Origin of the sequence: Collinsella aerofaciens, assembly GCF_039752955.1 — a bacterium.
GTDB lineage: Bacteria > Actinomycetota > Coriobacteriia > Coriobacteriales > Coriobacteriaceae > Collinsella > Collinsella aerofaciens_BI.
This window is the reverse complement of sequence record NZ_JBDMHB010000048.1, coordinates 1-13,696: the sequence shown is the minus strand read 5'-3', so window position 1 is coordinate 13,696 and position 13,696 is coordinate 1. Positions and strand designations below refer to the sequence as shown.

Annotated in this window: 7 protein-coding genes; 4 read left to right on the top strand and 3 right to left on the bottom strand. The window is 60.3% G+C overall.

The window, feature by feature from the left end; all coding sequences use genetic code 11:
* Positions 1 to 182 precede the first annotated feature (182 nt).
* Both thrS and ABHR75_RS08760 read right to left on the bottom strand, forming a co-directional pair.
* A complete protein-coding gene (gene thrS, locus ABHR75_RS08765; RefSeq protein ID WP_161159878.1) occupies positions 183 to 1,946 on the bottom strand; it encodes a threonine--tRNA ligase in 1,764 nt (587 codons plus the stop codon).
* Positions 1,947 to 2,171: 225 nt separating this feature from the next.
* Positions 2,172 to 2,603 (bottom strand): double zinc ribbon domain-containing protein, encoded by a 432-nt coding sequence (locus tag ABHR75_RS08760; protein WP_035138069.1) that lies wholly within the window; start codon positions 2,601 to 2,603, stop codon positions 2,172 to 2,174.
* Between the two features lie 405 nt (positions 2,604 to 3,008).
* On the opposite strand from ABHR75_RS08760, the gene ABHR75_RS08755 reads away from it, so the two are divergent.
* The 4 genes from ABHR75_RS08755 (at position 3,009) to ABHR75_RS08740 (ending at position 7,901) form a co-directional block, all read left to right on the top strand.
* A complete protein-coding gene (locus ABHR75_RS08755) occupies positions 3,009 to 4,463 on the top strand; it encodes an NAD(P)/FAD-dependent oxidoreductase (RefSeq protein WP_346964136.1) in 1,455 nt (484 codons plus the stop codon).
* Between the two features lies 1 nt (position 4,464).
* Positions 4,465 to 5,859 carry an NAD(P)/FAD-dependent oxidoreductase gene (locus ABHR75_RS08750; protein WP_346964135.1) on the top strand — a complete coding sequence of 465 codons (1,395 nt, stop codon included), beginning with the start codon at positions 4,465 to 4,467 and terminating at the stop codon, positions 5,857 to 5,859.
* A gap of 4 nt (positions 5,860 to 5,863) precedes the next feature.
* A complete protein-coding gene (locus ABHR75_RS08745) occupies positions 5,864 to 6,262 on the top strand; it encodes a DUF1667 domain-containing protein (RefSeq protein ID WP_195544637.1) in 399 nt (132 codons plus the stop codon).
* Between the two features lie 550 nt (positions 6,263 to 6,812).
* Entirely contained in the window at positions 6,813 to 7,901 is a 1,089-nt protein-coding gene (locus tag ABHR75_RS08740) for a M24 family metallopeptidase (protein WP_346964134.1), read from the top strand.
* 222 nt (positions 7,902 to 8,123) lie between these two features.
* Here the strand turns inward: ABHR75_RS08740 and ABHR75_RS08735 are convergent, their stop codons facing one another.
* Positions 8,124 to 13,577: an Ig-like domain-containing protein gene (locus ABHR75_RS08735; protein WP_346964133.1), complete on the bottom strand. Its 5,454-nt coding sequence runs from the start codon at positions 13,575 to 13,577 to the stop codon at positions 8,124 to 8,126.
* Positions 13,578 to 13,696 lie beyond the last annotated feature (119 nt).

Sequence of the window (13,696 nt, the reverse complement as noted above, 5' to 3'; positions counted from 1 at the left end):
CACCATTGTCGGCCTAATCCGCGGTCTTTCATGCAGCAGGGGCTCTCAATGTTTTTATGTCCTGCTCATATCGTCTGTGCAACAAAAAAAGCCGCTCAACCAGCGGCTTTTCTTATTTCGGCATGAAAAAAGGCGACCGCCCTATGTGGACGGTCGCCTTTATTAATTGTGTGAAGCTTGCCTTAGGCGCGGGTCTTAATCTCCTCGAGCACCTTGGCAACAAACTCGTCGACGCTCATCTGAACGGTCTCGTTGGAGCGATCGCGGACGGAGATGTTGCCGGCCTCGACCTCCTTCTCGCCCAGGATGAGCATGTAGGGCACGCGGTCGATGCTGCGGGCCTCGCGGATCTTGTAGCCGATCTTCTCGTCGCGGTCGTCGCAGACCACGCGGATGCCGGCCTCCTCCAGCTTGGCGCACACCTCGTGGGCGTAGTCGCGGCTCTTCTCGGAAACCGGAAGCGCCTTGACCTGCACGGGGGCCAGCCAGGTGGGGAACTTGCCCGCAAAGTGCTCAATCAGAATACCGATGAAGCGCTCGATGGAGCCAAAGCACACGCGGTGCAGCATGATGGGGCGCTTCTTGGTGCCGTCGGCGTCCACGTACTCCAGGTCAAAGTTGAGCGGCATCTGGAAGTCGAGCTGGACGGTACCGCACTGCCAGGTACGGCCGAGCGAGTCCTCCAGGTGGAAGTCGATCTTGGGGCCGTAGAAGGCGCCATCGCCCTCGTTGACCTCGTAGTCCATGTGCAGCTGCTCCAGAGCGGTGCGCAGGCCCTCCTCGGCGCGAGCCCAGTCCTCGTCCGAGCCCATGGAGTCCTCGGGGCGGGTGGAAAGCTCAACGTGGTACTTAAAGCCAAACTTCTGGTACACGGAGTCGATAAGGTTGACTACGCCCACGATCTCGTCGGTCAGCTGGTCGGGACGCACGAACAGGTGGGCGTCGTCCTGGTTAAAGCAGCGCACGCGGAACAGGCCGTGCAGGGCGCCGCGCAGCTCGTGGCGGTGCACCAGGCCAATCTCGCCAGCGCGGATGGGCAGCTCGCGGTAGGAATGCGGCTTGGAGGCGTACACCAGCACGCCGCCCGGGCAGTTCATGGGCTTAATGCAGTACTCTTCGTCGTCGATGACGGTGGAGTACATGTTGTCCTTGTAGTGGTCCCAGTGGCCCGAGGTCTTCCACAGCTGCTTGTTCATGATGAGCGGCGTGGAGATCTCCACGTAGCCGGCCTTGTGGTGGATCTCGCGCCAGTAGTCCAGTAGCGTGTTCTTAAGGATCATGCCGTTGGGCAGGAAGAACGGGAAGCCGGGGGCCTCGTCGCGCATCATAAAGAGGTCCATCTCGCGGCCGATCTTGCGGTGATCGCGCTTCTTGGCCTCCTCCAGCATGTGCATGTGCTCGTCGAGCTCTTCCTTGGTGGCAAAGGCGACGCCGTTGATGCGGGTGAGCATCTTGTTGTCCTTGTCGCCCTTCCAGTAGGCGCCCGAGACGCCGGTGAGCTTAAAGGCCTTCAGAGCCTTGGTGTAGCAGATGTGGGGGCCGACACACATGTCGATGTAGTCGCCCTGTTGGTAGAAGGTAATGCGGGCGTCGTCGTCCAGGTCGCCGATGTGCTCGACCTTGTACTTCTCGCCACGCTCCTCCATAAGGGCGATGGCCTCGGCGCGGGGCTTCTCATACACGGTGAACTTGAGGTTCTCCTTGACGATCTTTTTCATCTCGGCCTCGATCGCAGGGAAGTCGTCCTCGCTGATCTTGACGCCCTCGGGCAGGTCGACGTCGTAGTAAAAACCGTTGTCGGTCGCGGGACCGTAGGCAAAGTCGGCCTCGGGGTACAGGCGCTTGATGGCCTGCGCCATGATGTGCGCGGCGGAGTGGCGGATGACGTGCGTGACTTCGTCCTGCGGGAGCTCGGCCACCGAACCGTCATTGTAGAGTGCCTTCATGGGTATGTTTTCTCCTCTCGGATGCCTGATGCAAGTGCGTGCGATGCTCTCGGCGTTTTTGACTTGCATCATTATAGGCAGGTTGCCTTGGTATACAAGCGCCCGCCGCACCTTAATGGCACGGCGGGCGATTTTCTACGCATGCTTCATCGTGTGGGGCGGGGTGTGGGGCGCGCATGGCTTGCGGCGTGCCCGTGGCTTGCGGCCGGCCCGGCGATGGATGCGTTACTGAATGCGAGTTCGGCAGTACGGGCAGACCTTCCAGTGCGCATCGAGCGGGCGATGGCAGCTGGGACACACGTTGCGAACCTGGGTATCGCACACCGGGCAGACCACAAAGTCCTTCTCGATGGGCGCACCGCACTGCGGGCAGGTGCCGTACTGGGCAAGCTGGCGCTCGCGCAGGGCCATGTCCAGCTCCTGCTCCTCGCGGTCGGCCGCGTAGGAGTGCGGACGCAGAACCAGATAGGCGATGAGGCCCACAAACGGGATGAGGGCGATGATGCCCCATGCCACGTAGGCGCTGGCGCCGCGGCGGCGAGCGTCGATGAACACATAGACGACCGACAGCACGTACAGGGCGATGATAAAGCCAACGAAGGCATAGACGACGCCCATAAGCTGCGGCGACATGAGCTCGGAGATGTACTTGGACATTACGGGTACCTTTCGGAATATTAACAGTCCGGTCAAGTTTACCACGGGGTTTGTTTATATGGGACCACGGCTGGGTACGGGGCTGGCGCGGACACAAACATCTCAACCTGTAACAGGTGGGAGCGGAATCCGGGTCTAGATGTTACAGATCGAGACACAGGGGTCCCTCCCCGACTTCAATCTCGATCTGTAACATCTTGAACCCAAATCCTCGTCTAACTGTTACAGATCGAGACGAACGGTTGCCGTAGTTGTCGGCAGACGAGGTTGTCGACGTTGCCGGGTCTCCCCTCGTCTGCCGTTGGCGGGTGTTGCGGGGCTGTTCGCCGCATTGCCGCCGCACTGGGGGTGTGCGGACCGTAGGATAGTCTTATTGACGGCCTGTCAACTCGTCTGGGAGGCACTGTGACAGAAACGTTTGATATCACGATTGTCGGCGCCGGCATCACCGGATGCGCCATCGCGCGGCAGCTCGCGCGATTTGACCTGTCCATTTGCGTGGTCGAGGCGGCTAACGATATTGCGTTGGGCGCATCGAAGGCCAACGGCGGCCTGGTGCACGCAGGCTACGATCCGGCACCGGGAACCGTAAAGGCGCAGGTCAACGCCCGCGGCTGCGAGCTGTACGGTACGTGGGCGCAGGAGCTGGGCTTTCTGTTCTGCCGCACCGGGTCGATGGTGTTGGGCTTTAACGACGAGGACCGCGCGCATCTGGAGCAGCTGCGGAGCAATGGCCTTACCAACGGTGTGCCCGAGCTGTCGATCGTTGGACCCGACCGCATCCACGAATTAGAGCCGCGCGCCAGTGCCGATGCAACGTGCGCGTTGTGGTGCCCCTCGACTGGGTTTGTCGACCCGTTTGAGGTTGCCATCGCCGCGCTGGAGAACGCCGTGGCCAACGGGGTGACGTTTATGCGGTCCGCGTCGGTGGAAGCGATTGAAGTCGCGGGCTCGGGCGACGACGCGCGCTTTACGCTAGCGACCCCCGTTGGCAACGTGTGCTGCCGCTACCTGATCAACGCCGCAGGCAACGGTGCCGCGAACATCTCGCATATGGTGGGCGCCGAGGAGTTCCAGATGGTCTGGCGTCAGGGCAACATCGTGGTGCTGGACAAGGAGCCGCGCGCGCTCATGCCGCTCTACCCCGTTCCCACGCCGGTTTCCAAGGGCGTTATCGTCACGGGCACTGTGCACGGCAACACCGTGATCACCGCAACGGCTGCCGTGCGCGAGCCGGGCGACACGCAGACCTATGCGAGCCATGTGAACGCGCTGCTGAACGGCGCGCACAAGCTGGTGCCCGATCTGGATACGCGCCGTGTGGTGCGCGCATTTGCCGGCGGGCGTCCGGTCATTAAGGGGACGAACGACTTCTTTATTGGACAGTCGGCCGTAGTGCCGGGGCTTTTCCAGGCGGCGGGCATTCAGTCGCCGGGCGTCGCAAGCGCGCCGGCAATTGCCGAGCGCATGGAGCAGGTGCTGCGCGGTGCAGGCGTGGCCCTGCACGAGCGGGCGGACTGGAACCCAATTCGCCGCGCGCCAGATGACTTTGACCGCGCACCGCTGGCGCGCAAGGAGGAGCTGATCGAGTCCGATCCCGCGTGGGGACAGATTGTCTGCCGCTGTGAGACAGTGCCCGAGGCCGAGATCGTGGCCGCAATTCGACGCCGCCCGGGCGCGGTTTCGGTCGAGGGCGTCAAGCGCCGCTGTCGTGCCGGCATGGGTCGGTGCCAGAGTGGTTTTTGCCAGAGCCGCGTGGTTGCGATCCTTGCTCGCGAGTTGGGCTGCGACCCCAGCGACGTGCTGTTGGAGGATGCCGGATCTTGGCTGGTTAAGGGACCGCTGAAGGGGGTGCGCTAGGATGGCGGAATTCAAATCGAGCGCGATTGATTGCGGCATCGCAGAAGCCGTACAAACGCAAGTCTTCGACGTGGTCGTTATCGGCGGCGGACCCGCCGGCATGGCGGCCGCGCTGGCCGCGCATAAGGCAGGCGCACGCGTGGCCATCGTGGAGCGCGAGCAGCACCTGGGCGGCATCCTGCGCCAGTGCATCCACTCCGGCTTTGGCCTGTCGCACTTTAAACAGGAGCTCACCGGTCCCGAGTACGCGCAGCGCTTTATCGACCAGGTGCACGCGACCGACATTGCGCTGTTCTTGGGCAGCATGGTGATTGGGATTGATTCGGGCGAGGGCGCGGATGTGCGCGCGCTGGATGCGGACAAGGCCGCGGGAGCCGCCGCAGTCCATACCGTCACGCTCATGAGCCCTGCCGGCATGCTGCAGCTCACCGGACGCGCGGTCGTCCTTGCTATGGGGTGCCGAGAGCGCACGCGCAGCGAGATCAAGATTCCCGGTAGCCGTCCCGCAGGCTTGTTTACGGCCGGCTTGGCGCAGCGATACATCAATATCGAGAACCTCAAGCCCGGCTCGCGCGCCGTTATTTTGGGCTCGGGCGACATCGGGCTTATCATGGCGCGCCGCTGCACGCTCGAGGGGATTTCGGTCGAGGGCGTCTACGAGCTCATGCCGTACGCCAACGGTCTGCGCCGCAACGTCAAGAACTGCCTGGACGACTTTGGAATTCCGCTGCACCTGTCCACCACCGTCACACGCGTGATCGGGCACGACCGCGTGGAGGCCGTCGAGGTGAGCCAAGTCGACGAGCGCCTGGCGCCCATTCCGGGGACCGAGCGCATTGTTCCGTGCGACACACTGCTGCTTTCGGTGGGATTGATTCCCGAGAATGAGCTTTCGGTTGCCGCGGGCGTTGAGCTTGACCCACGCACGCGCGGCGCCGTGGTGGACCAGAGCCTGCAAACGGGCGTGCCGGGCATCTTTGCCTGCGGCAACGTGCTGCACGTGCACGACCTGGCCGACAACGTGACGACTGAGTCCGAACATGCCGGCGCGGCTGCGGCGGCGTACGCGCTGGGCGGCGGCGCGGATGCCGAGGCGGGCGCTCCAGGCGCGGGTTGCCAGCTCACGGTCTCCCCTGCCAGCATTGCGGGATACGCGCTGCCGGGACGCATTACGGCCGTGGCGCTCACCAAACTGAACTTCCGCGTGCGCCGACCCGTCGACGCCGCCCGCGTGAGGATCTTGGCCGACGGCGAGGAACTGTTCACCGGCAAGGTCCGCGCGTTTAAGCCGGGCGTTATGGAGAGTTTCCCGCTACCGGCAAAGGTCATCAAACAAGCGCTCGACCTGGGTGCCAGCGAGATTATCCTTTCCGTCGAACCCGTTAAGGAGGCGTAGAGTCATGAGCACGAACGCAATCGAAAAGCTCAAGTTCAACTGCACCACCTGCCCGTCCGAGTGTCTCCTGACCGTAGAGGTGGAGCGTGACGCAGACGGCGCCCTGGTAGAGGTGCACTCCGTGACCGGCAACAACTGCCCACGCGGCGATAAGTTCGCGCATCAGGAGCTCACCTGTCCCACGCGCGTGCTCACGACGACCGTGGCCGTCTCCGGCGGCGACGAGACGCTGCTGCCTGTGCGCACGGCTGAGGCCATCCCGCTGGCACTCCACGCCCAAGCCATGAACCTCATCCGAGGCCTAGTCGTCAACGCCCCCATCCGCATGGGCGACGTCGTGCTAGAGAACCTCCTCAATACCAATATCGACCTCATCGCCAGCATGGACATCGACCCTGCCTAAGTAGCTCATTTGGGACGGGGCTCTTGTAGCTACCCCACCATCCACCCCGCCCCTCCTCAATTGCGGTGAAATAGTTCCTGATTTCCGCCAAACCCCGGCATCCAGGAACTATTCCACCGCAACCATCCTTGGAATCGGTATTTAGCTTGTGCCTACTTTAGTACCAATTCAAAACTATGCCGGATTACGGGGCTAATTCGGAGACCCCCATCCATACCGGCAATTTTCGATTTTTGATAAGCCGTCTACCTGCGGTTTTAATTTAGTGATTTTTCCCATGGTCAAGTAATACAGGTCCAGCCCCGTAATCCGCCATACTTTTGAAACCAGCCCATTTGGAACGGGCCTCTTTTAGCTACTTTTGCCCGAACGTTCGCTCAAATGATTTTTCTGGGACGGGGATTAAATAATCATTCGGCAGCCAATGATTATTTAATCCCCGTCCCAGAAAAATCATTCCGCATGTTTGACGCAGCTAAAATAGCCCGTCCCAAATTGACTACCCTGGCATTGGGGATACCATGGTGGCAACCTAGCGAAAGGACGATGTATGGCACATGTCGATGACCAGCGCGTGGCGCGCGTGCTCGATGCGCTCGAGGCTCAGCACCCCGGCGCACAGCTGCTCGTAAACGACCCATGGTCGATCTATTACCTGACCGGCTTTTATGCCGATATGTTCGAGCGTTTTTGCGGTGTGCTGCTCGCGCGCAATGCCGAGCCGGTGATCCTGGTCAACGCGCTGCATCAGCTGCCCGAGTATGACAATGCCCGCGTCGCCTACCACACCGATACCGACGTCGTGGCCGACGCCATCGCGAGTGAGATCGACCCGACCAAACCGCTCGGCATCGACACCGTCATGCGCTCCGGCTTTTTGATGCCCCTCATGGAGCGCCACGCCGCCAGCGAGTTTTTCCTGGGCGACTTTGCCGTCACCGCCGCGCGCACCCACAAGGATGACGCCGAACAGGAGCTCATGCGCGCGTCCTCGGCCGCTAACGACGCCGTGATGGCCGAGGCGGTCAAACTCGTCCACGAGGGCGTGACGGAGCGCGAAATTGCCGACCAGATGCTCAGTCTGTATCGCAAGCACGGCTGCGAGGGCTTTAGCTTTCCGCCCATCGTGAGCTTTGGCGCCAACGCCGGCGACCCGCACCACGAGCCCGACGACACGGTACTCAAGCGTGGCGACGTGGTGCTGTTCGACATTGGCGGACGCCATCGTAACTACTGCTCGGACATGACGCGCACGTTCTTTTGGGGCGAGCCGGACGAGGAGACGGCGCGCATCTACGACATCGTGCGCCACGCCAACGAGGCCGCCGAGGCGCTCATCGCACCGGGCGTTCGCATGTCCGACCTGGATCACACCGCGCGCGACGTGATCGAGGACGCAGGCTACGGCAAGTACTTCACGCATCGCCTGGGCCACTCGATCGGCCTGCAGGACCACGAGCCGGGCGACGTCTCGCTGGTCAACGAGCAGCTCGTAGAGCCAGGCATGACGTTCTCGATCGAACCGGGCATCTACCTCCCCGGCCGCACCGGAGTCCGCATCGAGGACTTGGCCCTGGTCACCGAGTCCGGCGTCGAGATTCTCAACGCCTACCCCCACGATCCGGTCAGCTTAGGCTAACCTCATCCCCAAGTCCCCAAACTAAGTTGCGGTGAAATACGGACTGCTTAAGGCTTCTAGCCCATAAAATAGTCCCTATTTCACCGCAACTGCCAAGGGGACCAGGGTAGTCAAAAAGCCCCGTCCCAAATTAGCTGCCCTGATGGCAAAACGAAAGGCCTCCCGATTCCCCAACGAGAACCGGGAGGCCTTCTTGTGACCTAAAGCGCTACGCTCTCGACGCTACTCCGCGCGATGACGCAGCTTTTCGATCGCTGCGGCGATAAGAGCCAGCAGGCCGGTTCCGCCAAGCGCCGCGACGGTCACGGCAGTATTGTCGCCCGTCTCGGCCAGGCTTCCCTTAGCGGCCTTCTTGCCATCCTTCTTGCCCGAAGAATCCTTGGCATCGGGCTTGGCACCGTTATCCTTGCCGCCTGTCGGTTCCTGTACAACAACAGGCTCAACGACTTCAACGGTCACCGAAGCAGTGAGCTGTTGAGGCGCCGGCGTCTCCACAGTGCCATCCTCGGCAAGCGTCGCAATCACCGCGGCGTCTCCGTCAACGGGCATCGTCGCGGTAATGACGACGGTTCCGTTCTTGAGGGCCTTGACCTTACCGTTCTCGACCGTAGCGGTCGTCGGGTCGGACGAGGTCCACGTCACGTTACCACGCAGCAGCGCGCCATCAGCCGAATTGCTCGCCGCGGCAGCAAGGTCAATTGCCTTGCCGCGCTCTACCTTGAGCACGGTTTCGGCAGTCGTGGCCTTGCCGTTTTGGTCAACGATAACGAGGCCCTTGGCCGCCGGGCGCGGCTTAACGCGCACCATGCAGCTGACCGTAAGCTCCGTGCCGCGAACCTTACCGCCCACGGTCACATCATCGGCACCCCAATCCAGTGTGGGGACATTCTCCCAATCGACGTCGTAGTCCTCCTGGCTGCCGTCCTTCATCATCACGGAGACCTTCTTGGGCAGCGCCTTCAGCACATCGGCGGCAGAACTTGCCTCGAACACCTCAACGGGAGCGAACGTCGCAGGCCTCACGGGAATCTCGCTTGCCGGCGTCTCGACGACCAGCTTGCAGGTCGCTTTGAGCGTCGTGCCCTCAACGGAGCCCTCAATCGTGTACTCGCCAACGGCGGCAAGATGCTTGTCCAGACCATCCGTATTCCACGTGACCGCGGCCTCGTCCGTGTGACCATCGGAATAGGTCACGGTGACCTTCTTGGGCAGCTGCCCCGTCACGGTGTCGGCCTTGGCATCGCGCTCAACCGTGGTCTGCGGCACCTCGGCAACCTTGTTGATCGTCGTCGTGGAGGTAACAATGACCTCGACAGGCAGGTTACCGATCACCGTCACGCCCTTGGCGACGACGCTGTTACCGTACGTGACGGACGCGGCAGGAACCTCAGTCCATGTGATCTCGGACTCCGCCGTCGTCTTGCCGTCCTTCATGAGCACGGTCGCCTTCACGCCCTTGAGCGCATCTCGCATGGCATCGGCCGACGAGCCCTCGGGAACGTTAACTCCCGCGACCGGCTCAACGGACAACGGAATCTCGGCATCGCTCTTCACGACCGTGACCGTGCACTTGGCCTTAACCGAAGTGCCCTCTACCTTGCCCTCAAGCGCAACATCGCCCAGCTTGCCCAAGGCATCTGCCGTAAGCGGGGTCTTATCCCACGTAACGGCGGCAGTCTTCGTCGAGCCATCGGACATGTTGAGGGTCACCTGGGCAGGCAGCACGATGTCAGCAGCAGCCGTGTTGCGGGCAACCGAAAGCTTGACGCCAACGATGCTCTCGACGACCGGCGCCAGGTTGACCGTAGCCTTGACCTCAAAGCTGCCAACCGCGGTTTTACCCGTAATGACAACGCTCGCGCCGTCATTCTTAATGGTGACGGCGTCTTTGGGAGCAGTCCAATTGATCTTCGAATCGACCTCAGATCCGTCCTTCATGGCAACCTTCACGGTCTTGGACAGTGCGGCCACAACGGCATCGGGCTTCGCCCCGTCGTCGAGCGTCACAGCGTCAACCGTGCCGGCCAGGTGATCAGGAATCTCGCGCAGTGGCTTGACGACCTTGATGGTGCACTCCGCCTTCTGATCCGTGCCGGCAACAGTGCCCATAACCGTAACTTTACCTTCCTTGGCAAAGTCCTTGTCGGAGAGGCCCTTGGTATCCCACGTTACGTCGGCTTCGGAATCGGTACCGTCAGAGTAAATCGCCGTGACCGTGGTGGGCAGCTTGGCCTTAGCCTCATCCGCCTTGGTATCGCGCTCGACCTCAATCTCGTCAACGGTATCAAAATCCACGATATGCGCCGTCACCTTGACCTGAGCCTTTACGGTCATGCCGTTGTCCGTTAGACCCGTGACCTCAAACTCGGTGCCGGCACGGCCCAGGCTGTCGACCTGAGACCACTTAACGGGCGTCTCTTTCTTGGTCTTGCCGTCCTTCATGACAACCGTCACCTTGGACGGCAGCTTATCCATAAGGTCGCTGACCTTGGCATTGTCCGCAATCTCAATAACATCGATCGGCTCAACGTAGTCGGGCGTCTGGGCCTCCTGATCCACCACGGTCACATTGCAGGTCACCTTAGCGCCGTTGAGCTTAACCGTGCCCGTGATCTCCACGGTGCCGGTTTCGTTGAGCAGCTTGTCCGTGACGTTAGAAAGATCCCAAACGTCAATGTCAAGCAGATCGGTCGAGCCATCGGAATAGGTCGCAACAACCTGCTTGGGCATCTGGGCGTACAGTTCCTGTTTGGACGTACCACTGGCAACGCTAAACGACTTGGCCTCGAGCTTGGTGATGGTTCGCGGCGCCTCGGAGACGTTGACGTACACGATAGCGTTGACATTGTCGACATCCTTGAGCTTGCCGACGAGTTTATACGTACCTTTCTTGGCGAGCGGCTTGGAGAGGTCGATGCCGTCGGTGTCAGTCCACTTTTCGATCTCGATGCCGCCTAAACTGCCCCGAGTATCCCGCGCTGAGCCATCCGAGAAATATACGGACACGGCATCTGGCAGCTCCAGCATCGATCCGACCGTGGTGTTGACCACAACGGCCTCGGGCTGCAACGCAACCTTCTTTGCCTTCTTATCGGCAACCGTCACCTTGGCAGTCACGTTGCCGTTCTCATCCACGCCGACCTTTTGGCCGTCATCGTCAAGCAGCGCCATAACGGCAGCGGCATCAAAGCCGACCACATGGCCCGTCGCATAGAACGTGCCAGGCTGCTCGTACTTCTCGGGCGCAATCGGATCCCAATCAATAGCCGCCGTCGAAACGGAGCCGTCGCTCATCTCGACCGCCATCTTGGAAGGCATGGCAGGCGCAGTGCCCGCCTTGGTGGTCACTGCGGTCTCGCCGTTATCGATTGCCTTCTCAACGCCTTGGATAACGATCTTGGTCTGAACAGTGAGACCGGTGTTAGTGCCGTCACCGTATCCGTCGAGGCCGCTTGCAAACAGCGTGCCAGACACTGCCGTGACCTGACCCGGCTCTCCGGTATAAACCGAGGGACGAACGTAATCCCATTGAACCTGGGCATTATGAGTTTTGCCGTCACTCGTGGCAACCGAGACATTCCACGGCAGCTCGGGGAAAACACCGCTGGCCGTATTAATGCGCTCAGGAACGGCAACGGAGATGACGGAACAGACGTCAACAGTGATTGTCGCCTCGGCACCACCTTGGAGCTTGCCCTTCACCTTAAACGAACCGTCCCTGGCATAAGCGTCTTCGGCGACACGGTCCCATGTGACCTTTTCGCGCTGGGGCTCAGAAGACACATCGTTGTCGTATCGAACCTCAAGGTATTCCGGCAGCATCGGCTTGGTGCCGGGGACGGTCCATATGGTTCCGCCCTGAACCGAGGTTGCCTTACTCGCGATCTTAACGGTGGCAGTAATCGGAACATCGACAGTCTGCATGCCGTACCCTGCATTAAAGCTAATTGTTGCAGTGCCGCGTACCACGCCGCCCTGGGTCCAATCGAAGCCCTTCGTGTTCCACTTGGTCTCGGCGTATTTGTGCGAATAGTCCGGATGTTCTGCCGCATCGGGGCTGACAAGTTCGACATAGCCGGGAAGCATGGCGGTGCCGTCGCTGCCCTTGAGCACTGTAATGGTTTGTGGCTGAGCCTCCCAGTTTTTAGTCACGATGACGTGCACTTTCACGGGGATATTCGTTCCGGCGACCGTTCCGGTAATCGTGCAGTCCTTCTGGGGGCACCTATCGTAGGTATCCCAGTTGACGCCGAGACTGTCAAAAGTCGTTCCATCCTGCAATACGCCGGACACGTAGAAGTAGTCCAGATTGACTTCCTCACCGGGGTAAATAACGCGCCAGTCCTCGTACGACTGCCCAAGCGTCACGCCATTCTCGCTATAGTTATTGACGCCCTTGACCTCACTGCACACCGCGATCGCGTTGACCTTCGCCAGCGAGCCAGTGATAGTACCGGTAATTTCGTACTCGCCAGGCTTGCCGTCCAGCAGTTCTTGAGGAAACTCATCCCAGCTATAAGGCTGCCCCGACGAATACTGGGGATAGAACGAGCTGCCATCCGACAAATACAGCGTGGATGTGTAGCGCGGAGCCAGAAGTCCGGCGCCGGGAACATAAGCAATCTTGCCGATGTTGCTGTCCTCGAGATCGCAGACGTTGACCGTCGCCGTAGCCGGAATGTTAGAGCCGGTAAAATATCCGCTAACCGTAATCTGGCCAAGGTTCTTTAGGGCGTCCTGACTAATCGTCGACCACTGAACGGGGAAATTGCCTCGCGAGCCATTCCACATCGTGGCCTCGATTGAACCCGGCATATTAGGCTGGCAACCGATAAGCGTGCTTGTCGATGTCGAGGAAGGCATCTGCAGGGCGCGGACGGAGATGGTCGCCGTGACTCGGTTGCTGTCACCCAGCTCCACCTGAGTAGACGATGAAGATGAGGTATTGGTCCAATACGACAGCGAACCGGAAAGCTTAAACGACCCCTCACTTGCCACCTGCGTGTCCAAAATAGGGTCCCACGCAATGTTGCACTGCTTCTTTGTACCGTCGGTGAATGCAACCTCAACGCTGTAGGGAAGACCGCCGCCCGTTGTAGGACGTACGCCGACGGGCGTGTTAACGGGAGCAAGAGCGTCGATAGAGGCAACTTCTTTGACCTCGACCTGAGCAGTTACCTTTAGGCCATTAGCGGCTGAAGATTCGTTATATGTCACAAGCGTGCCCGTGACCGTATAGGTGCCTGCCTTTTGGAATTGAGACACGTCGGCGTTGTCCCAGTTAACCTGATAACCTTGGGTGTATGTAGTGTTATTTGACTGCGTAAACGGGAAATAGACATACGTGCTAAGAGGAGAAATGTCGCCGACCACGCGCTCGAACCTCAGAGAATTAAGATCGAGTACGTCCTTAGGATCTTTGACGGTAACGGTGCAGGTAACCTCACGGTAATCAAAACCGTTTAGTTTACCTTTAACCGTAAACGAGCCCACCTTAGAGTAAAGCGACGCGTCGAAAGAATCCCAAGACACCGGGATCTGCTCGGTGGCCCCGCTATCAAAGACAACCGAAGCAGAATACGGCAGAGACGGGACCTCACCAGTTAGGGTCGTACACGTCAACTCGGTCTGGACGCTCTTAACAGAGCGGACTGCGACCGTGCACTGTGCGAGCATAGAGGGATAGCTCTTCAAATGTCCCTCGACAACAAAGGTTCCTTCCTTTTAATATGAGCAGGACATTGTCAAGAGGCAAAATCGGGCCTGGCCCCAACGATATGGGGTCAGGCCCTCTC

What these genes read in the sequence shown, in the direction of transcription:
- ABHR75_RS08760 (WP_035138069.1), bottom strand. Translation starts at nt 2,603, where the DNA reads ATGTCCAAGTACATCTCCGAGCTCATGTCGCCGCAGCTTATGGGCGTC.
- ABHR75_RS08735 (WP_346964133.1), bottom strand. Translation starts at nt 13,577, where the DNA reads ATGCTCGCACAGTGCACGGTCGCAGTCCGCTCTGTTAAGAGCGTCCAG.
- thrS (WP_161159878.1), bottom strand. Translation starts at nt 1,946, where the DNA reads ATGAAGGCACTCTACAATGACGGTTCGGTGGCCGAGCTCCCGCAGGAC.
- ABHR75_RS08750 (WP_346964135.1), top strand. Translation starts at nt 4,465, where the DNA reads ATGGCGGAATTCAAATCGAGCGCGATTGATTGCGGCATCGCAGAAGCC.
- ABHR75_RS08745 (WP_195544637.1), top strand. Translation starts at nt 5,864, where the DNA reads ATGAGCACGAACGCAATCGAAAAGCTCAAGTTCAACTGCACCACCTGC.
- ABHR75_RS08740 (WP_346964134.1), top strand. Translation starts at nt 6,813, where the DNA reads ATGGCACATGTCGATGACCAGCGCGTGGCGCGCGTGCTCGATGCGCTC.